This is a genomic window from Acinetobacter sp. 766875 (genome assembly GCF_000582055.1).
GTDB classification, from domain to species: Bacteria; Pseudomonadota; Gammaproteobacteria; order Pseudomonadales; family Moraxellaceae; genus Acinetobacter; species Acinetobacter nosocomialis.
In genome coordinates this window covers 1-20506 of record NZ_JEXX01000012.1, presented here as the reverse complement: position 1 = coordinate 20506, position 20506 = coordinate 1, and the positions used below count along the sequence as shown (strand labels likewise).

The following is a 20506-nucleotide window of genomic DNA, read 5'->3' as shown; positions in this document are numbered from 1 at the left end:
TTTCCTATTGTGCAGGGTAAGCAGCATCTACCGTATGATGTTGTGCATCAATCGCAGAACGCACTTCAACCACATCATCAAACCAGTGACGCACACCATTAATTTCTTGATAATTTTCATGACCTTTTCCGGCAATTACCACAATGTCACCAGCTTGAGCGTGCTGTGTAACAAATTTAATTGCTTCACGACGGTCATGAATTTCATGCATACGATGCCCTGAAAAATCTATTCCTTGCTTCATATCAGCAAAGATTTGTTCGGGGTCTTCTGTTCTTGGGTTATCTGAAGTCAAAATAACCGGATTTGCACCATCTAAAGCTGCTTGAGTCATGAGTGGGCGCTTACCACGGTCACGGTCACCACCACATCCAAATACAGCCCAAAGCTGATTCGAAACGTGACGTTTTAATGTTTTAAGCACTTGAATCAATGCATCCGGTGTATGCGCATAATCCACCACAAAAAGTCGCTCATCATCACGAATGACCTGCATTCGGCCTGGTGCGCCAATCAGTTTAGGAACAAAATTAACTAATGCTTGTAAATCGAAACCAGCTTGCTCAGCAGCGATCAGCGCCGCAATCAAGTTTTCAACATTAAAATGACCTAATAATGGACTTTCTACAGCAAATGAACCTTGCTGCCCCACTAAATTAAAGGTTGCACCTGCCAAGCTATAACTCAAATCGGTAATATAATAATCGGCCGTATTTTGAGTAAGCGAATAAGTCAAAATTTTAGGCTGTGCAGGATTATTCTGTGCAGATTTAATCATTAAATCTGCATGTGCATCATCTAGATTAATCACAGCAACTTTTAACGAATTAAACTTGAATAAACGAGCCTTTGCTTCTGCATAAGCTTCTAGCGTGCCATGATAATCGAGGTGATCACGACTTAAGTTACTATAAACAGCAATTTCAATATCACAACCATTTAATCGGCCCTGCTCAAGACCATGCGAACTCGCTTCTAAAGAAGCAAAAGTTGCGCCGTGCTTAGCATAAGCATGTAATTCATTTTGTAACTGCAAAGCATCAAGAGTAGTATGTGTAGAAGGCGTTAAATCCGGCAAAATACCATTACCAGTCGTTCCCATCACCGCACAGCGCTGCTGTTGCGAACTAATTAACTCAGCAATTAGGCGAGAAATAGTCGTTTTACCATTCGTACCTGTTACAGCAATAATTCGTAATGGTTTAACCGTATCAGTTTGTTGTAAATAACGTTTTTGCCACTCACCCATACGCTGACGCACATCAGAACATACCCACTCATTCGCTACACCTAATTCAGTTTCACTAATTACAGCAAGTGCCCCATTTGTTAAAGCTGCTTCAGCAAATGTGCGTGTTTTTTCAGGTTGGCTATAACTGGTCAAGGCAATAAAAATTTGGCCAGCTTCTACTTTACGACTATCTAAATTAAAGCCATGAAATGGCTGTTGAGGCCATTGTGCATCAATCTCGATTGGATTAATTTCTTGAAAAGAAACAGTCATAGCTTACCTGCGAATAGGATTTTGTGGAGTGTTAAGTGGCTTATCAAGCGGCACGTTCATTAAACGTAGTGACTCTTGCATAATACGAGCGAAAACTGGGGCAGCAACCAAACCACCGTAGTAACGACCTTGTGGATTTTCCACAACCACAATAACAGCTAAACGCGGATCACTAATTGGTGCAACGCCAGCAAATAAAGCACGATATTCACTATTTGAATAACCTTTACCATCAGCACGCAATTTATGAGCAGTACCTGTTTTACCGCCTACTCGATAGCCTGGAATATTGGCTTGTGTCGCTGTACCACCCGGCATAGTCACTTGCTCAAGCATTAACAAGACTTGATCAGCAATTTTTGGGTTAAGAACTTGCTCCCCTTTAGGTGCCTGATCTAATTTATGCAAGCTTAATGGCATTTTGACGCCATGATTTGCAAGCATGGCGTAGCCTTGTGCCAGCTGAAGAATAGTTGCGTTTAGACCATAACCATAAGCCATGGTACCAATTTGAGAAGAGTTTAATTTATTTACAGGAAGTACTAAACCAGAACTTTCCCCTGGGAACTTCACAGCAGAACGCTTACCAAAACCAACACGATTAAAGAAGGTCGGTAAAGTCTCTTTTGGAAGTGATAATGCAATTTTTGCAGAACCCACGTTTGAAGACTTAATAATCACACCTGTTACGGTCAAAGCCCCATAGTTATGGGTATCACGAATAGTATGCCAACCTAAACGCATTGAACCAGGAGAGGTATTTACAATCGTATTTGGTGTGTATTGACCAGTTTCTAATGCAGCAGAAATAGTAAATGGCTTCATGGTTGAACCCGGTTCGAACATATCGATCGCACCACGGTTACGCATAGCATCTTTATTAGACAAGCCATTCTTATCATTCGGGTTATAAGATGGCCAACTGGTCATTGCCAAAATCTCACCCGTTTTAACATCAACCGCAATAGCCGTTGCTGAACGTGCATTATTCGCAACACCCGCTGCGGTCAATTCGCGATACATAATGTACTGTAAACGAGAGTCGATACTTAAAGTGATATTCTCACCCGGCTCGCCCTCACGAATCACTTCAGAAACTTTTAAACGATTACCACGCTTATCACGAATAATTTTTTGTTCGCCATCTACTCCAGAAAGCTGCTTATTCAACTGCATTTCTAGGCCTTCAACACCTTGCCCCTCACTATTAGTCAAACCAATAATTTGGGCATTTGGTTGTGGCTGCGGATAATAGCGTTTGTAAGTTTTTTCTGCATAAACCCCTTGGAAGTTACCTTTCATAATGAGGTCAGCTTGTTGCGGCGGTACTTCTTTTTTCAAAACTAAATAACGAGAACGCGGACGCGCATTCATCTGTTTCTTAAGGTCAGCACGATCAACACCGACCACATCGGCAAGCTCATCTAAGTTTAAATTTTTATCTGGTAATTGGCGTTTTAATTTACGATTTTTTGGATCTTGTTTTAGTTCAGCCGAAATTTGATCATATAAATGTTTAGTTTCAAAATAATCACGTGGGTCCATCACAATTTTCATGATTGGACTACTGATCGCTAAAGGTACACCGTGGCGATCACTAATTACGCCACGCATAGCTTCTACACGTTCAGTACGCAAAATATTGGCATTGGCCTTATTTTGTAAAAAGTCCTTATTAATGATCTGAACATAAAATGCACGTGCAATTAATACCACAAAACACAGGAGCACCACTGCCCAGAGCAGATAAAACCGCCACATATCAAAGGCAAGACTTGGTTTTTCCGAAATAGACTGCTGTTTTTTTCGTGTTTGCTTTGTTCGCTTATCTACCATACAGCAAGGCCTTACTTATTTTGCTCTGAGGTCATCGGTAAAGAAATTACCACCGTTTCTGCAGCCGGTGGCGAAAACATTCGTAATTGTGTCACAGCACGCGTACCAATTTGAGCAGTCGCACCAAATGTTTGTTGCTCAATCAATAAACGTCCCCATTCAGCATTGAGGTCATCACGTTCACGCATATAAGAGCTTAACTCTCTATAATCATGACGGTATTCAAATACTTGCAATACCACCATCATGGCACTGATGAAAACCAACGCCACCATGACTGTATATATCACAACTTTTTTGACCACTTTATTTTCTGTGGTTTCGATTTCATCACTGCTTTTCATTACGCGCCTTTTTGTTCCAAGCGTTCAGCAACCCGAAGCCATGCACTACGTGAACGTGGATTCGCTTTTACTTCTTCTTCACTCGCACGAACCCGTGAAATTTTCTTTAATCTTCTCGTATCAACCTGCTGTTGAGGCATTCCCCAACCAGAATCTTCTGCTAGCGTTGATTCTTTTTGAATAAACTGTTTGATCAACCTGTCTTCAAGCGAATGGAAGCTGATCACAGACAAACGCCCCTTTGGTTTAAGCAAGTCTACAGCTTGCGGTAAAAACACTTCAATATCATCTAGTTCTTTGTTAATAGCAATACGAATAGCCTGAAAAGTACGTGTCGCCGGATGCTTATGTTTTTCCCATTTTGGATGAGCTGTTTTTACAAGTTCAGCCAGTTGTGCTGTCGTATCTAATTTTCCAGCTTGTTTAATTGCTTTAGCAATACGTCGACTATATCGTTCTTCACCATATTGATAAATGATATTCGCCAACTGTTCCTCTTCAATTTCAAGTAACCATTCAGCAGCAGTCAAACCTTTAGAGTTATCCATACGCATATCTAAAGGGCCATCTTGCATAAAACTAAAGCCGCGTTCTGCCTGATCTAATTGAGGAGAAGATACGCCTAAGTCTGCCATAATTCCATCGACACTTTGCACCCCAATTTCCTGCATTTTTTCTTTTATATCAGCAAAACTTGCATGAATAATGGTAAATCTCGGGTCTTCTTGTGCTAAAGCGGCTGCAACTTCCAGAGCCTGAGGATCTTTATCAAAGGCATATACTCGAGCGTTTTCATCGAGTTTCGACAATAATAAGCGTGTATGCCCACCTCGTCCAAAGGTTGCATCGATATACACCCCAGTTGTGCGATCTGCCAATAAGCTTTCAACGGTCTCAAAAAGTAAGACAGAAATATGCGACATAGGAGTTAAATCATAGCGTAAAAATGTAACTGCACATTATCACCTTGTTTACGATGAACACCAAACGGCTTTTTGTAGGAAAATATTAATTTTTCATAGAGAAAACCGTTTTCTTTGCATTTTTTAAGCAAAATAAAAAGCAAGCTCACCTTTTCAGGTTCACTTGCTTCAATATGAAAAGTTTAATTAGTTTTTAAACTAGGGAGCTGCCCATATTTTATTTACTGTTTCCCATCATAAATCTGATCAAAGATAGCCCCATTGGCAAAGTGAGTTTGCTGGGCTTTTGCCCAGCCACCAAAAACATCATTAATCGTAAATAATTTAATTTTTGGAAATTGTGCTGCATATTTAGCAGCGACTTGAGGATTACGTGGACGAAAATAATGTTTCGCAGCCAACTCTTGCCCTAACGGTGAATATAAAAAGTTGAGATAGCCTTTTGCTAAAGTACGGTTACCGTCCTTATCGACTGTCTTATCTACAATCGCAACAGAAGGCTCTGCCAAAATTGAAATTGATGGGTACACAATTTCATATTTATCTTTATCGAGACCTTTCGTTGCCAATAATGCTTCATTTTCCCAAGAAAGTAGAACATCTCCAATTCCACGCTCAGCAAATGTAGTAAGCGAACCACGGGCTCCCGAATCTAGCACCTTAACATTGTGATAAAGTTTTTTAACTAGCTCTTTTGCTTTGGCGTCATTGCCACCAGGCTGTTTTAAAGCATATCCCCACGCAGAAAGATAAATCCAGCGCGGTGCTCCACCCGTTTTCGGATTAGGTGTAATAATTTCAACACCTGGTTTAGTTAAATCATTCCAATCACGGATATTCTTTGGATTACCTTTTCTAACCAGAAACACCACTGTAGAGGTATAAGGCGCAGAGTTATTAGGAAACTCTTTTTGCCAGTTTGGATGGATATATCCAGCTTTAACAATCTCATCAATATCATTTGCTAAAGCCAAGGTTACTACATCGGCTTGAAGACCAGTTGCTACAGCTCGCGCCTGTTTTCCGGAGCCCCCATGGGATTGTTTAAAATCGACATCCTGACCGGTGCGTTGTTTCCAGAATTTTCCAAATGCCTGATTATATTCTTGATAAAATTCACGCGTTGGATCATAAGAAACATTTAAAAATGTAGTCGCAGCCTGTACTGCACTTACTGCTAACCCCATATATGTAGCGACCGCAATTTTTACTATTCTTTTCATTTATAAATACCAATTTTACTTTTAAACTATATTACATTTTTATATTTTAATTTTTCTATCAAACACTTATAACAATTCAAGGTTTATTAATCACTTTAAACGATATCATTCACGCTTACTTTTTATTCATAATTTCGAAAAGTTTTGTAATTATTCTTATAGTTTATTTATAGTCTTCACTTTATCTACACATTAATTTGTTAAATAATGAGACGTAATGGATACAGATAGGCTACATTTGAAAGATACCAACGTAAAATAAAGGTATTTTTTGTAAAAAGTGTGACATGGTTCTACTTTTTTATTAAAATTTATGTTTGAATCGTAGCGTTACCGTAATTTTACATTTGGTTAAACTCAAAAAATAGACGAAATGTACGTACTGAGGGGATGAGTAAAAATGAAAATTAAGTATGGAAAAGCTTTGAGTTTGGGTTTGGTGCTCAGTTTTGCATCACAATTATCAGTTGCCGCAGCACTCAAAGATACACCAACCAAAAGCGTTTCTGACCGCCAGTCTTCGCTTATTGAAAAAGCACTCGACCAGCAAAAACGCAATACTATAGCTCTACCATCTACAGATGATGAGTTAAAAGTACTTAACACTATTCGTGTAACACCTACTCAAAACTTTCTTGCAGCACAGCATGAGCGTTTCTCACGTTTTGTTCAGGCCATCTTCCAGCCACATACTTCTTAATATTTGAAACGACCCCTCATCGTTTCAACTTAAGCCCAGTCTGCCGTTAAATAAAAACGTCAGAATACTGGGCTTTTTCGTTATAATAGTTTCAATTTTTATTTTGACCCATTATCTATGAAAGTTCGTACTCGTATTGCACCTTCTCCTACTGGTTTCCCACATGTTGGTACTGCCTACATTGCTTTATTCAATATGTGTTTTGCGAAACAACATGGTGGGGAATTTATTTTAAGAATTGAAGATACCGACCAACTTCGCTCTACACCAGAATCTGAAAAAATGATTTTAGATTCTTTACGCTGGTTAGGTTTAAATTGGTCTGAAGGTCCAGATGTGGGTGGCCCACACGCGCCTTATCGCCAATCAGAGCGTATGGGAATTTATAAGCAATACGCGTTAGAACTTGTTGAAAAAGGCCATGCTTTTTACTGTTTCGCGACAGCAGAAGAACTTGATCAAATGCGTGCCGAACAGCAGGCTCGCGGTGAAACACCAAAATATGATGGCCGCGGTTTAAAGCTTTCTCAAGAAGAAGTAACTCGCCGCCTAGAAGCAGGCGAACCTCATGTCATCCGTATGAAAGTTCCAGAAGAAGGTGTATGTAAATTTAACGACTTACTCCGTGGGGAAGTAGAAATTCCTTGGGCACAAGTCGACATGCAAGTCCTTCTTAAGACTGATGGTTTACCAACTTACCATTTAGCGAATGTCGTTGATGACCATTTAATGGAAATCACTCATGTATTGCGTGGTGAAGAATGGCTTCCTTCTGCACCGAAGCATCAGTTGCTTTACCAATACTTTGGTTGGGAAATGCCAACACTTTGCCATATGCCATTGCTACGTAATCCAGATAAGTCGAAGTTATCTAAACGTAAAAATCCAACATCAATTAACTACTACCGCGATATCGGCGTTCTGCCAGAAGCCTTACTCAACTATTTAGGCCGTATGGGCTGGTCAATGCCAGATGAGCGTGAAGTATTTACCCTGCAAGACATGATGGATCATTTTGATATTCAACGTGTATCTTTAGGCGGCCCAATTTTCGATGTTGAAAAACTCAATTGGTTGAATGGTCAATGGATTAAAGGTTTAACACCAGGCCAGCTACTAGACCGTTTACTTACTTGGAAGAGTGACCGCAATACATTAGAAGATATTGCTGCTGCAATTCAACCGCGTATTAATTTACTTTCTGAAGCAGTAAATTGGGCTGGTTTCTACTTTAACCATATGCCACAAATTACAGCCGAAATGTTTGAAAGTAAAAAATTGACTCAAGAACAAGTTCGCCAAAGCTTACAATTTGCTATTTGGCGTCTTGAAAGTCAGTTTACTTGGAATAATGACACGGTTAGCCAAACCTTAATGGACTTGGCAAATCAAATGGGTATTAAACTACGTGATTTTATGCCTGCTTTCTTTATCGCAATTGCTGGCTCAACCAGTTCAACACCAGTTATGCAATCAATGGTTACGCTTGGTCCAGATTTAACCTTTGCTCGCTTACGACATGCATTAGAAATTGTTGGTGCACCGAGTAAAAAAGAGGTGAAAAACTGGGAAAAGCTCAATGAAAGCTTAAAACTGCCGAAAAATGAAGCAACTAGCGAAGCTTAATTCATTTTTTTGTTGACGTGTGGGCGCATTCACCCTAATATTGCGCTCACACAAACTGGGGCCATAGCTCAGTTGGTAGAGCGCTACAATGGCATTGTAGAGGTCAGCGGTTCGATCCCGCTTGGCTCCACCAAGATCCTTTGTGTTTGCCTCATCAAGTCCCTATCGTCTAGAGGCCTAGGACATCGCCCTTTCACGGCGGTAACCGGGGTTCGAATCCCCGTAGGGACGCCATTTTCTATTTTAAAAATTCCTTTTAAAGACTCTATCGTCACCTTCCTGTCTATTCTTTGACACCTTCTTGATTGCACATTTGTCTATTTTATCTAAAATAGCGTCTTTCTTAAATTCTCTCAATGTGTAATATGCAGCCATCTGACAATCAACTAGATGCTCAGCATCAGAACAGTACTGCACCTTTAAAAAGAGCCATGAGTACTCGCCACCTTGTGATGTTATCGCTAGGCGGTGCAATCGGTACTGGTTTATTTTTGGGTTCAGGGGAAGTCATTTCACAAACTGGACCTATTGGCGCAATTATTGCCTACATTCTTGGGGGTGCAATTGCTTACATGGTTATGCTCTGTTTAGGCGAGCTGGCTGTGCACATGCCTGTTTCTGGCTCTTTTGGTGCATATGCCCAAAAGTACATTAGTCCAAGTACAGGTTACATGATTTCATGGATGTATTGGTTAACATGGACAGCAACGTTAGGGACCGAGTTTACCGCCGCTGCCCTACTCATGCAGGAATGGTTTCCGCAAATTTCAATGTGGATCTGGACACTTATTTTTGCAGTGACGATTTTTGGACTAAATATTAGTTCAACTCGAGTATTTGCTGAATCTGAGTTCTGGTTAGCGCTTGTTAAGGTTGTTACCGTTATTGCCTTTATTGTGCTTGGGTTATTAGCCATTTTTGGTTTAATTCCTTTTCATGGTGCTCAAACTGCTCCTCTGTTTAGTAATTTAACAGCCCAAGGCTGGTTCCCACACGGTTTCCTCCCTATCTTTACTACCATGCTGATTGTGAATTTTGCGTTCTCTGGGACAGAACTAATTGGTGTGGCTGCTGGTGAAACTAAAGATCCTGCACAAAACGTCCCTAAAGCGATTAATGCTGCAATCTGGCGCCTTCTTATTTTCTTTGTCGGCACCATTATTGTGATCAGTGCATTACTCCCTTTCCAGCTTGCAGGCTTAAGCAGTGAAAGTGTAAGTAGCAGTCCTTTCGTTACTGTATTTAATTACATTGGTATTCCATATGCAGATGATATCATTCGTTTTGTAATTATTACTGCACTGCTCTCAGCCGCCAATTCAGGTTTGTATGCCGCTTCACGCATGATGTGGTCTTTATCAGAACAAAAGCTTCTTCCAAGTGTATTTGCCAAGCTTTCAAAAAGTGGGACACCTATTGTTGCTTTAGTAGTTACCATGTTTGGCGCAATCCCAGGTTTGCTATCGGAACAGTTTGCACCTGAAACCATCTTTAAAAACTTACTCGGCGTTGCAGCTTTCACCATGGTTATTGTCTGGATGAGTATCTGTTTAAGTCAGTTCAATTTCCGTAGACACTGGTACCGAGCTGGACATACGGTTAAAGATTTAAAATATGCTGCACCATTATTTCCTATTGTCCCAATTTTAGGTTTTCTATTCTGCTTTATTACCTGTTTAAGTATGGCAGCAGAACCTCAAATGCGAGCAGGTTTTGTAGGTTGCTTAATTTTTACGGCTCTTTGCTATATCAGTTATTTTATTTTTTATCGCCATAAGGCCTAAGTGCTTGTAATTAAAAAGTGTAGCAAAAAGCTACACTTTTTTTTGTTTAGATACTGGCTTTATAGAATCTACCGTTGTAGATTAAAATTTATATTAAAAACAATTCCTTGTATACAATGAAAATTATATTTATCCATGGGATGAATCAACAAAATTACACAGCACATCGTTTAAAAGAGCACTGGCTAAGAGTCTTTAAACTGGGCTTAAAACAATTGCACTGTAGAGTTAATTTAAGAGATTTACATATACACATGCCTTTTTATGGCGATTTAATGGCGAAATATCAACTCTCTAATCAATTAGATTTAAACACCTTACTTCCAAAATCCTTTAACTTTCATTTGCCTATCCATTTACACTCACAAGCCAACACACCTAAGGAACATACTCCTTTTGTGCCACATCTTCCTCTTTCCCCCGATCAACCCGCAGAAAGCTTATCAGAACGTTTATATCTGACTTCACAGTTAGTAAAAGATCGCGTTCTTAAAGAAATGGTGGTTCTTTTAAATAATTTTCCTAAATTACATGAGAGCTTAATTCAACAATTCTTGATTGAAACTTACATGTACTTATCTAATCCTGATTTTATGTACGAAGTTCATCAAAGAATTTTAAAACAAATGCATGATGATGAAGATTGTATTGTAGTCGCCCACTCTTTAGGTTCCGTGATCGCATTTCACTTGTTATCAGACCCGGCTTATCACTTTTCAGTACAACGCTTTGTTACCTTAGCTTCACCACTTTCTTTTCGGGTGATCCAAAGTAAACTCCCTATTCCGATTGAACGACCAAAATGCCTCAATGGCGATTGGTATAATTTCTACTCAAAAGATGATTTTTTAACAGCTTTCCCATTAAGTGAAGCACCTTTTAATTTCACTCCACCAATTATCAATCAAGAAATTTTTACTTTTGCGAACCAACCCCATGAAATTGTAGGGTACTTACAACACCATGCAGTCATCAAAGCAATTATTGAACCTTTTCAATAAAAATTAGCCATAAATGCCTATATTTTCTACAATTTGAGTTATTTTTAAGCGCTTGAATGTTTTTTTTAATATTTCTTTAGAAAACTATTTGACACTTTTATTAAATCGACCTAATATACGCCCACCTCTGAAACGTCCCTATCGTCTAGAGGCCTAGGACATCGCCCTTTCACGGCGGTAACCGGGGTTCGAATCCCCGTAGGGACGCCACTAAATTCGAGGAAAAGCAAAGATTAATTATCTTTGCCGAGAATTTAGGCAAGCAGTTTACTGCGCGCAGGTAACTAGCCTCATATAAGTCCCTATCGTCTAGAGGCCTAGGACATCGCCCTTTCACGGCGGTAACCGGGGTTCGAATCCCCGTAGGGACGCCACTAAATTCGAGGAAAAGCAAAGATTAATTATCTTTGCCGAGAATTTAGGCAAGCAGTTTACTGCGCGCAGGTAACTAGCCTCATATAAGTCCCTATCGTCTAGAGGCCTAGGACATCGCCCTTTCACGGCGGTAACCGGGGTTCGAATCCCCGTAGGGACGCCAAATTCTAAAAAGCCACTGCATGAAGACAGTGGCTTTTTTCTTACCTACGCAATAAAAAAGCTGATCATCAATCAGCTTCTCATTTATGTAATTTAATTCGCAATTCCAACTTGGACTTCAAGACGACCTGATTGAACCCGTAGTCCTTTTATTTCGAATTGATCTACCAGTTGCTGCACAAGCTCCCGGCTTTCCCTCAAAATATTGAGTCCCGGTAAAATACTAAAGTCTGTCAAGCTTAAAAGTTTTTCTACCATCCATGAACGGTTGTTAATGAAATCAATAAACCCTGCCTGTTCAAGGTCAATAAACCACATACGGTGACCATCACGTTGAATACCCGGAATATCACGAATCAAATGATTAATCAGTGATGGTATAGGCAACATGTTAATGACTTCGAAACCTACTCGGCCGATACGACGGACTGCCCAATTCGACAATGTTCCACCATGACGTATTTGCACATCCAGACTTTCATCCATTTGACGTAAACGTAAGAATTTTTCTTGCCCAATACGGCATTCCAATACCCGAAAATCTAAACTCAGCCGATATAGGAAACGGTGATAGTGCCCATCGATTTCAACCTGAAAACGATCATTGCCACATTGAACTTTAATATCATCAATTTCTGAACGATCTATACGTTTACGAATTTGACTGTTTAACAACATCTCAGGCAAATATAAATTCGGCTTCTTTTTCCCAAAAAAAGTAGGAGCCATAATTAAGGCAACCTGACGCGCAGTTTCACTCGTTTCAGACACCATATCTCTAACAGTTCCTGCTGCCAGATTGGTCATGCCAACGACCCCACGCTTTGTATGAGTTGTTACATGATCTAAAGCATCCAAGGCTGCATCTGCAACCTCTGCAAGATTACGTGTCGTATCACTAGCAAACCCAACGGCATCATGAGCATGTTGCAAAGTCTTATGCAGCAAACGGCGTGAGAATGACAGTTTTATAGGGTCAGGGTTCCCTGAAACTGTTGATGTCGTTATAGGCTCCGACTTATTGTCATCTTCTTGACCCAAGTCCCTCTCCTTTTTATATTTCTTTCGCATCCCATTAATCAGCTTTTCAGCTCATTTCCAGTGTTGAACACACTTGTTTTTATCTAGATTAGCATGCTCTACGGTACTATTTTAACTTTTATGTGTACGCATAAATCATCATTTTTTCATATATGCTTGTTTCAAAAAAGTATTTTTATATCTAACTTTCATAGCACTTTTTAAAAGCCCTACAATTTTTTTCCTTTCTTTGCATTTCCGTTAGAATAGATTCAAATTTAATGTGGAGCTGTCATGCAATATCGTTGCCCTCAATGTCAAAGTGTTAAAATTATGCCAGTAAGCCAAGGTGTTAACAGTGCCAAACCTGTTGTGCCTAAGAGCTTAGTGATTTTAGTTCCTGCAATTTTTGTACTATTACTCTTGGTTGTAATTAGTATTTTTATGTGGATTTTTGGCAATGGTGCAGGCACTTCTCTACAAATTGCAACGGTCGTTGTTTTTGTTGTGACTCTAGGGGCGGGTTTTATGTTCTGGCGTGATTTGCCGGACTTTAAATTGTCTATGCAAGCATTTATGCAGTCACAAAAACATTGGAAATGTCGTGACTGCAATCACGAATGGGAAATTTAAAAAAAGTATTCACATCAGCTTAGTGCTGATGTGAATGTTCTTTATCAGTCTCATCATGTTCATGTGAAGCATGTTGAGCGATATGCTGACAATTGATCTCGGCATCATCTTCAATTTGCAATGTCACTTCGCCAATACCATGCTCATGAGAAAGCATTTCAACAGCATCTTGATAGAGTTTAGTACGGTCAGCTTCAGGCGCAAATAAGTGCACAGTTAAATGAATGTTTTTAGAAGTAATCGCCCATACCTTGAGTTGGTGAATACTTTCAACACCATTTAAAGACAATAAATCTGCACGTAACTTTTCGATATCGACTTCTTCAGGTACACCTTCGAGCAAAATATTGATACTTTGTTTCAGTAAAACCCAAGTTCTTGGTAATACCCAAAAACCAATCAATACCGCAATAATCGTATCGACCCAGTACCAGTTGGTGAAGTAAATCACAACTGCACCAATAATAACGCCAACCGAGCCTAGTGCATCACTCAACACCTCTAAATAAGCACCTTTCACGTTTAAGCTGTTATTGGCACTCGACATGAGGATTTTCATTGAGATAAGGTTAATCACTAAACCAATGGTTGCCACAATGAGCATACCCACACTTTGAATTTCAGGCGGCTTAGAGAAGCGAATATAAGCTTCATATAAAATATAAATTGCCACTACGAACAGCATGAGCGCATTAAATAATGCAGCCAAAATTTCAAAGCGCTGATAACCAAAAGTACGTTTATTATCGGCTGGACGCTTCGCAATCTGAATTGCAATCAGAGCAATTGCCAGAGCAGCGGCATCGGTAAACATATGCGCAGCGTCGGAGAGTAATGCCAAACTTTGTGTAATTAATCCAGCAACGACCTCAACAATTAAAAATGTTGAAGTCAGTGCTAAAGCAATCATTAATTTCTTAGCATTACCTTCAGTCACTACAGCATGACTATGATCATGACCATGTTGTCCACCCATTTTGCGGACTCCTTATTATTTATCTTTATGGTGAGGTAAAGATAACGATGGAAACATTACTACCTTTACCTCTTTCAAACACTTTTTTGAATTGACGCTGTCATCAAAAAAGATATCTCAAAACGATGACATTATGAATGCTCAGCGCTTTTCGCTTTGCTTTCATTCATCCATCGATAAATGACCGGTAATAAAACCAAAGTTAATATCGTAGATGAAATAATGCCACCGATTACGACCGTTGCCAAAGGTCGTTGCACTTCGGCTCCAGTTCCTGTTGCCAAAGCCATCGGAATAAAACCAAGTGAAGCAACAAATGCTGTCATTAATACTGGACGTAATCGTAATACCGCTCCTTTCCAGGTTGCCGCATGAACATCTAAAGTTGTTCTCAGCTCTTTAATAAACGTGAGCATGACCAAACCATTTAATACTGCAACACCCGATAAAGCGATAAAACCGACCCCAGCAGACATCGAAAGTGGTATATCTCTCAGCCATAAAGCCACTAATCCACCAGATAAAGCGAAAGGAACTCCACTAAATACCAGTAAGCTGTCTTTAAAATTACTGAATACGGCCATGAGCAACACAAAGATCATGATGAGCGCCATCGGCACGACGATTTGCATTCTTGCTGTAGCAGAAGCAAGATTCTCAAACTGTCCTCCATAACCTAACCAGTAGCCGCTAGGTAGCTTTTGCTGTGCCAGTTTGCTTTGCATCTCTTGTACAAAAGACCCAAGATCACGATCACGCACATTTGCTGTCACAATGACACGGCGCTTACCATTTTCACGACTTACTTGAGCTAAGCCTAGAATATTCTCAACCTTAGCGACGTCTTGTAACTGAATCAGACCACCATTTGGTAAGCGAATCGGTAACTGAGCTAACTGCTGAGGCGTACGCATGTTTTCCTGCAAACGAATCACAAAATCGAAACGTCTATCACCTTGTAAAATTTGCCCTACACTCTGTCCTCCAATACTGGCAGCCACAATATCTTGAATAGATTTGACTGATAGACCGTATTGGGCAGCCAATGCATGATCAACATCTACATTCAGTAATGGCAAACCGTCAGTCTGTTCAACTTTGACTTCACTGGCACCCGGAATGCTACGTAGCTGTTGAGCTATTTTTTCCGCTTCCTGATTGAGAACCTGCATATCGTCCCCAAAAATTTTCACCCCAATATCACTACGTACACCTGAAATAAGCTCATTAAAACGTAGTTCAATCGGTTGTGAAAATTCACTGTTATTACCAGGAATCTGGTTCACGAACTGCAGCATTCTGGCACGCAGTTCATCTATCGTTTCTTTAGGGTTTGGCCATTGATCGTGTGGTTTTAATAAAACAATACCATCGGAAATATTAGGAGGCATGACATCTGTAGCAACCTCGGCTGTTCCTGTTCTTGCAAAAATGGCTTTAATTTCGGGAAAAGCTTTCAATAACTGCTTTTCCACATTCTCCTGAATCTTAAGCGACTCTTCTATGCCAGTGCTCGGTGCACGCATGAGTTGCAGTGCAAAATCACCTTCACTTAACTGAGGTGCGAACTCACTACCCACTCGTGTTGCAATTGCACTTGTCAAAATCAAGATGCTGACTGCTGCTGTGACAACAACATATCGGAAGGCATAAGCCTTATCGAGTAAGCCTGCATAACCTTTTTTCAAGGTCATCATCCAGCGGCTTTCTTTTTCCTTCACCTCACCCGTAACAAACAAAGCAACAGCTGCCGGCACAAAGGTCACAGATAAAATAATTGCTCCCAATAACGCTAAAACAACGGTCATTGCCATAGGATGGAACATTTTTGCTTCTACGCCTGCTAAAGCAAAAATTGGTAAGTACACGACCATAATGATGATCTGACCAAATATTAATGGACGTCGTGCTTGTTTAGCGGCTAGAAAGACCTCTGTAAAGCGTTCTGAACGTGTTAGTAAGCGACCTTTTAAATGCTGCGCTTCAGCTAAACGCCGAATACAGTTTTCAACAATAACAACTGCTCCATCGACAATGATCCCGAAGTCTAAAGCTCCCAAACTCATCAGGTTGGCACTGATTTTTTGTTCTGCCATGCCCGTTAAGGTAAAAAGCATTGCCAATGGAATAATACAAGCAGTAATTAAAGCGGCACGAAAGTTTCCTAAAAAGATGAACAGGATAACGATGACTAAAATCGCTCCTTCAATCAAATTTTTAGCTACTGTTTTAATTGCTTTATCTACGAGGCTACTACGATCATAGACTGTTTCAATCACCACACCCTGAGGGAGTGATCTTTGGATTTCCTGAACTTTTTGATCAATCGCTTTGGCAATGGTTTTACTGTTTTCACCCATCATCATCATGGCGATACCTAAAACAGTTTCCTGTCCATTATAGGTAGCACCACCAGTACGCAAATCATGACCAATCGATACTGAGGCCACATCAGCAACCCGTATAGGCAAACCGTTTTTCGTGGCGACCGTAACGTTCTGGATATCTTGTATCGACGTCAGCATACCCGGAACACGAACTGTGAGTTGCTGACCATTCTCTTCAATAAATCCGGCACCGCGGTTTTCATTGTTATTTTGAAGCGCATCTTGTAAATCGGTGAGGGGAATCTGCAACTGCTGTAACCGCGTCAGATCTGGTGAAACCACATAGGTTTTGTTGTATCCACCAATGCTATTAACCTCGGCTACCCCTTGTACGCGTTGTAACTGAGGACGAATAATCCAGTCTTGAATTTCACGCAGATCCATTGCGCTATAGGCTGAACCATCTGCTTTTTTAGCATTTGGTTCCGCTTTTACCACCCATTGATAAATCTCACCAAGTCCAGTTGAAATTGGAGACATTTGCGGATCAATACTATCGGGTAAAGCGCTCTTAGCTTCTTGTAAACGTTGATTAATGAGTTGCCTTGCCCAATAAATATCAGTGCCATCTTTAAAGATAATGGTGACCTGAGAAAGACCATATCTGGAAATTGAACGAGTCTGTTCCAGATTTGGAATACCGGACATGGCATTTTCAATCGGATAAGTAATCCTTTGCTCAACTTCCGGTGCTGTAAAACCATTAGCCTGACTATTGATTTGTACCTGTACGTTGGTGATATCTGGCACGGCATCAATTGAAAGTTTCTGGTAGCTATAAATTCCGACACCAATCCAAGCAATGACAAACATCATGACCCAAATGGCGTTATTAATTGAAAACTGAATGATCCGATCAAACAAACCTTCAGCCTTTGGCAAATCAGGTTTATTAATGTCCATGCTCAGCCTCCCCTTTTTCTAGTTCGGACTTGAGCAAGAAACTACCTTGAGTCACATATTGCTGCTTTTCAGTAATTCCGGATTTAACCTCAACCCATTGCGCATCTGAAGAATAATTGCCTAACTCTACAGCAACAGGAGCAAAATGAATTTTGTCCTTCTCCGGTTTTGCAACAAAGATTACATTCTTTCCATCAATCTGTTGTACCGCTGCCTTGTTAACCCGTAATACAGTCGCTGCATTATTTTGTTTCAGTAACACGTTAACCATTAAATTAGGACGTAATTCTTTTGAAGGTGTCAGCACCTTGGCACGAACCTGTAAACGACCAGTTTGACTATCCGCTTCTGACGTTAAACTTTGTACCTGTGCTTTAAAAATATTGTTCGTTTGCAGCGATTTAAATTCAATTTCCTGATTAGGCTGAATATTGGTATTTGTACTTGGCAATACAAACTCAACCCATAGCTGATCTAGGCGATCAATAACAAATAACTGTTTTTCAGGGCCAATTTGCTCACCAATAACAATATCTTTACTGCTGATTACACCGCTTAAAGGTGCAGTTAAAACATATCGACCTTTACTTGAGCGAGTCGCTCCCAAGGCACTTAAACGGCTATTTGCAGCTTGTACCTGAATTTGCGCTTGACGATAAGCATTGTAAGCACGCTGATAATCTTGACGTGCTGAAACACCTTGCTCCCACAATTGTTTTTCACGCTGATAATCTTGCTGAGCTAATGTTAGCGCTTCTTGCGCCATGCTTAAGTTAGCTTGTTGATCGACCAAATCTGGTACAAATAAAGTCGCAAGCGCCTGTCCCTTTTCAACTTGTTGTCCCAGCGCAACATTTACACTATCCACTCGGGCAGAAAATGTTGAAGAGACATGTGCTTGCTGGTCTGTATTTACAACAAGTTTGGCAGGGTATGAGAGATTCTGCTCAACTTCTCCGCGCCCTACTTGCTCTAACTTCACACCATATTCAACCAGTTGCTTGGAAGTGAGATTTAAACTTCCTTCCTCTTTTTCAGTCTCTCCATGATCCGCTTCACCTTCTGCATGCCCTTCTTCACTTTTTTCAGTAGTGGACTGCTTTTTCCCTGAGAAAAATAACCAAGCACTTAAAGCAAGACAAGCAATCAGCAGCGAAAGAGCAATAACCCATTGGTTTTTCATTTTTTTAACTGACATTACTCTGCCCCTCCAACTGTTGGCAACTTATAGGTGTCTTGCCATAAATTTTGATTAATTTGATTTAATGCATCTCCGGACATCACCATATTTGGATCGATCCCGAGAGCTAAACTTTCAGCCTCAATTGCTTTTTGCCAAGCAGATTTAAGGAGTTGAACTTTCTTCAATCTTTGTTCTTGTAATTGCAGGGTAGATTGCTGAACATCGGTAATTGCAAATTTACCGACTTTGAAGCCAAGCAACATTTTCTCCTGTACCGTCTCTGATAAAGGAATCTGTTGCTCATTCATCAAGTTATATTGCTGCTTTAAACCAGCCAACTCGTACTGTAGAGTACGAATAGAATCTAGGCTTTGCTTTTTATAAAAACTTTGCTGCTGGGCAATTAAATCAAGTTTGCTTTGGGCAATTTTCAGGGCATATTGCTGGCGATTAAAAATGTTTAAAGGAACCGCAATACCTACTCGAATCTGATTTTCGGTACTGCTCGTTTCTGCGGTTTTGCTACGAACCACACCCATATTTACGGTAGGTGTTGGACGATTTTTTGCTTTTAAATAATTAATTTCAGAATTTTGTTGGATGGCTTGAAGTCGCATGGACTGTTCTAACAAATTCTGTTTTAAATATTGATCGATGTCACCTTCATTTTTTAAAGGCCACGCACTTTTTATATCTGGACGTAAGGTGAAGTTATCTTCAGTCTCACCCCATAAGTTCGCCAATTTTCTTTTGGCACTACTTAGTGATAATTCAACTTCCTGATATAAACGTTGGTTTTCAACATGCGTCATTAAAGTCCGGTCTAAATCAACCTGAGCAATACTACCGGCCTGAAAGCGTAAACGAGTAGCATCTAAAAGGTTCTTACTCGTTCTTAACTGGGCTTTAGCAACTTCATGTTCAAGCTCCAAAATCGAAACTTGTGACCATAAATATTTGACAGCAAGCTTTAGCTGAGCATCATATAAAACCTGATTTAACTCAACTTGATTTTGCTGGACACTTGCCAGTTTTTTTGCTGCGGAACGTACACCAAAAACATCTAGTTTTTGCGATATACCAAGTTCTAGTTCCTGATCTTTTCCAGATTTAAAACCCGTTTGCTGTACAGAAACCGTCGGATTTTCCCATAACTGGCTCTGTCTGATATTGCTCTCTGCGATATCTTGTTGAGCTTGCCAAATTCCTGTTTGTGTCTGAAATTGCTTAACCTGCTCTAGTACTTGCTCAAACGTTAAAACATTCTGTATACGCTGCGGTTGAGTATTTTCAGCAAGGTTTTGATTTGAATTAGCCGCAGTTGTTACAACACTAGTTGAAAGCGCAACCGCAACAACTAATGATTTAAGTATCCAAGATGAGCTCAGACTAACGAAACGTTTTTCGTATAAAAAAATAGACATAAAGTAACCCTATGAAATAAATAATATTTCTGGTGGGTTATTTTTCGGCTACCCCACCTATAGCAGGGTTAAAACAGGAGGCGGGTCTTGTTTAGAAATATGAGGAGACTTATAAGAATTAGACCAATAATATTGTTGTTTTGGCTCAGATGACTGTATTAACGGTGAAACAATTTTTTCTTGTGCTTCTACAATCACAACATGAAAACATGAAGGTAAATGGTCATGATGATCGGACAAGCTTAGGGGAGATTTATGCGTAATCCCTTCAACCTCAGTCTTTTCAGTATGGCTATGCTGTGAAGATTCATAACTCAAAGCAGCATGATGTCCAAAATGATGTAATGCTTTTTCCTGATTTTCATGGGCGCAAAATGCCGCTGCCACATTCCATAAACTTTGGAATATAAGCAAACAGAATAAGACGGACATGAAAAGTGCAGAACGTGGCAACAGCACACCATTAAACTAAAAAGTTGAACAAAGCCACTATAGCAGGCTC

16 protein-coding genes and 5 tRNA genes are annotated in these 20506 nt (G+C 40.1%); 10 read left to right on the top strand and 11 right to left on the bottom strand.

Going from position 1 to position 20506, the window contains the following annotated elements:
- Nucleotides 1-4: 4 nt before the first annotated feature.
- The 5 genes from J576_RS11550 to J576_RS11530 all read right to left on the bottom strand — a co-directional run bounded on the left by J576_RS11550 (nt 5) and on the right by J576_RS11530 (nt 5830).
- Entirely contained in the window at nt 5-1504 is a 1500-nt protein-coding gene (locus J576_RS11550) for a UDP-N-acetylmuramoyl-L-alanyl-D-glutamate--2,6-diaminopimelate ligase (RefSeq protein WP_002051729.1), read from the bottom strand.
- Nucleotides 1505-1507: 3 nt separating this feature from the next.
- On the bottom strand, nt 1508-3340 hold the full coding sequence (gene ftsI, locus J576_RS11545) for a penicillin-binding protein PBP3 (protein WP_002051677.1): 1833 nt from the start codon (nt 3338-3340) through the stop codon (nt 1508-1510).
- A gap of 11 nt (nt 3341-3351) precedes the next feature.
- The gene (gene ftsL, locus J576_RS11540) at nt 3352-3684 is read right to left on the bottom strand and encodes a cell division protein FtsL (RefSeq protein ID WP_002051754.1); all 333 of its coding nucleotides are present in this window, start codon (nt 3682-3684) and stop codon (nt 3352-3354) included.
- Nucleotides 3684-4607 carry a 16S rRNA (cytosine(1402)-N(4))-methyltransferase RsmH gene (gene rsmH, locus J576_RS11535; RefSeq protein WP_002051672.1) on the bottom strand — a complete coding sequence of 308 codons (924 nt, stop codon included), beginning with the start codon at nt 4605-4607 and terminating at the stop codon, nt 3684-3686. Before rsmH ends, ftsL begins: the two co-directional genes overlap by 1 nt.
- A gap of 221 nt (nt 4608-4828) precedes the next feature.
- On the bottom strand, nt 4829-5830 hold the full coding sequence (locus J576_RS11530) for a sulfate ABC transporter substrate-binding protein (RefSeq protein WP_002051662.1): 1002 nt from the start codon (nt 5828-5830) through the stop codon (nt 4829-4831).
- A 400-nt stretch (nt 5831-6230) separates the two neighbouring features.
- Between J576_RS11530 and J576_RS11525 the strand changes: the two genes are divergently transcribed.
- The 9 genes from J576_RS11525 to J576_RS11485 all read left to right on the top strand — a co-directional run bounded on the left by J576_RS11525 (nt 6231) and on the right by J576_RS11485 (nt 11479).
- Nucleotides 6231-6530: a hypothetical protein gene (locus tag J576_RS11525; RefSeq protein WP_002051642.1), complete on the top strand. Its 300-nt coding sequence runs from the start codon at nt 6231-6233 to the stop codon at nt 6528-6530.
- Between the two features lie 117 nt (nt 6531-6647).
- Nucleotides 6648-8156: a glutamate--tRNA ligase gene (gltX, locus tag J576_RS11520; protein WP_002051704.1), complete on the top strand. Its 1509-nt coding sequence runs from the start codon at nt 6648-6650 to the stop codon at nt 8154-8156.
- A gap of 57 nt (nt 8157-8213) precedes the next feature.
- Nucleotides 8214-8289, top strand: a tRNA-Ala gene (locus tag J576_RS11515).
- A gap of 25 nt (nt 8290-8314) precedes the next feature.
- Nucleotides 8315-8390 (top strand) — tRNA-Glu (locus tag J576_RS11510).
- A gap of 131 nt (nt 8391-8521) precedes the next feature.
- Nucleotides 8522-9940, top strand: a complete 1419-nt coding sequence (locus J576_RS11505; RefSeq protein WP_002051693.1) for an amino acid permease — start codon at nt 8522-8524, stop codon at nt 9938-9940.
- 116 nt (nt 9941-10056) lie between these two features.
- Complete coding sequence (locus J576_RS11500) at nt 10057-10941, top strand: lipase family protein (protein ID WP_081400986.1); 885 nt, start codon at nt 10057-10059, stop codon at nt 10939-10941.
- 134 nt (nt 10942-11075) lie between these two features.
- Nucleotides 11076-11151 (top strand) — tRNA-Glu (locus tag J576_RS11495).
- A gap of 88 nt (nt 11152-11239) precedes the next feature.
- A tRNA-Glu gene (locus J576_RS11490) sits at nt 11240-11315 on the top strand.
- A gap of 88 nt (nt 11316-11403) precedes the next feature.
- A tRNA-Glu gene (locus tag J576_RS11485) sits at nt 11404-11479 on the top strand.
- Between the two features lie 92 nt (nt 11480-11571).
- Here the strand turns inward: J576_RS11485 and J576_RS11480 are convergent.
- Nucleotides 11572-12519 (bottom strand): hypothetical protein, encoded by a 948-nt coding sequence (locus tag J576_RS11480; RefSeq protein WP_033855603.1) that lies wholly within the window; start codon nt 12517-12519, stop codon nt 11572-11574.
- 273 nt (nt 12520-12792) lie between these two features.
- Here J576_RS11480 and J576_RS11475 point away from each other — a divergent pair, with 273 nt between their 5' ends.
- Nucleotides 12793-13131 carry a zinc-ribbon domain-containing protein gene (locus J576_RS11475; RefSeq protein ID WP_002051673.1) on the top strand — a complete coding sequence of 113 codons (339 nt, stop codon included), beginning with the start codon at nt 12793-12795 and terminating at the stop codon, nt 13129-13131.
- A gap of 19 nt (nt 13132-13150) precedes the next feature.
- On the opposite strand, the gene J576_RS11470 is transcribed toward J576_RS11475, so the two are convergent.
- The 5 genes from J576_RS11470 to J576_RS11450 all read right to left on the bottom strand — a co-directional run bounded on the left by J576_RS11470 (nt 13151) and on the right by J576_RS11450 (nt 20457).
- Nucleotides 13151-14107, bottom strand: coding sequence for a cation diffusion facilitator family transporter (locus J576_RS11470; RefSeq protein WP_002051646.1), 957 nt, complete (start codon nt 14105-14107; stop codon nt 13151-13153).
- A 131-nt stretch (nt 14108-14238) separates the two neighbouring features.
- Nucleotides 14239-17397: an efflux RND transporter permease subunit gene (locus J576_RS11465; RefSeq protein WP_002051755.1), complete on the bottom strand. Its 3159-nt coding sequence runs from the start codon at nt 17395-17397 to the stop codon at nt 14239-14241.
- The gene (locus J576_RS11460) at nt 17387-18595 is read right to left on the bottom strand and encodes an efflux RND transporter periplasmic adaptor subunit (protein ID WP_002051734.1); all 1209 of its coding nucleotides are present in this window, start codon (nt 18593-18595) and stop codon (nt 17387-17389) included. The genes J576_RS11465 and J576_RS11460 overlap by 11 nt, the downstream gene beginning before the upstream one ends.
- Nucleotides 18595-20004, bottom strand: coding sequence for a TolC family protein (locus tag J576_RS11455; RefSeq protein WP_002051750.1), 1410 nt, complete (start codon nt 20002-20004; stop codon nt 18595-18597). The genes J576_RS11460 and J576_RS11455 overlap by 1 nt, the downstream gene beginning before the upstream one ends.
- Before the next feature lie 57 nt (nt 20005-20061).
- Entirely contained in the window at nt 20062-20457 is a 396-nt protein-coding gene (locus J576_RS11450) for a cation efflux protein, CzcI-like (RefSeq protein WP_002050593.1), read from the bottom strand.
- Nucleotides 20458-20506 lie beyond the last annotated feature (49 nt).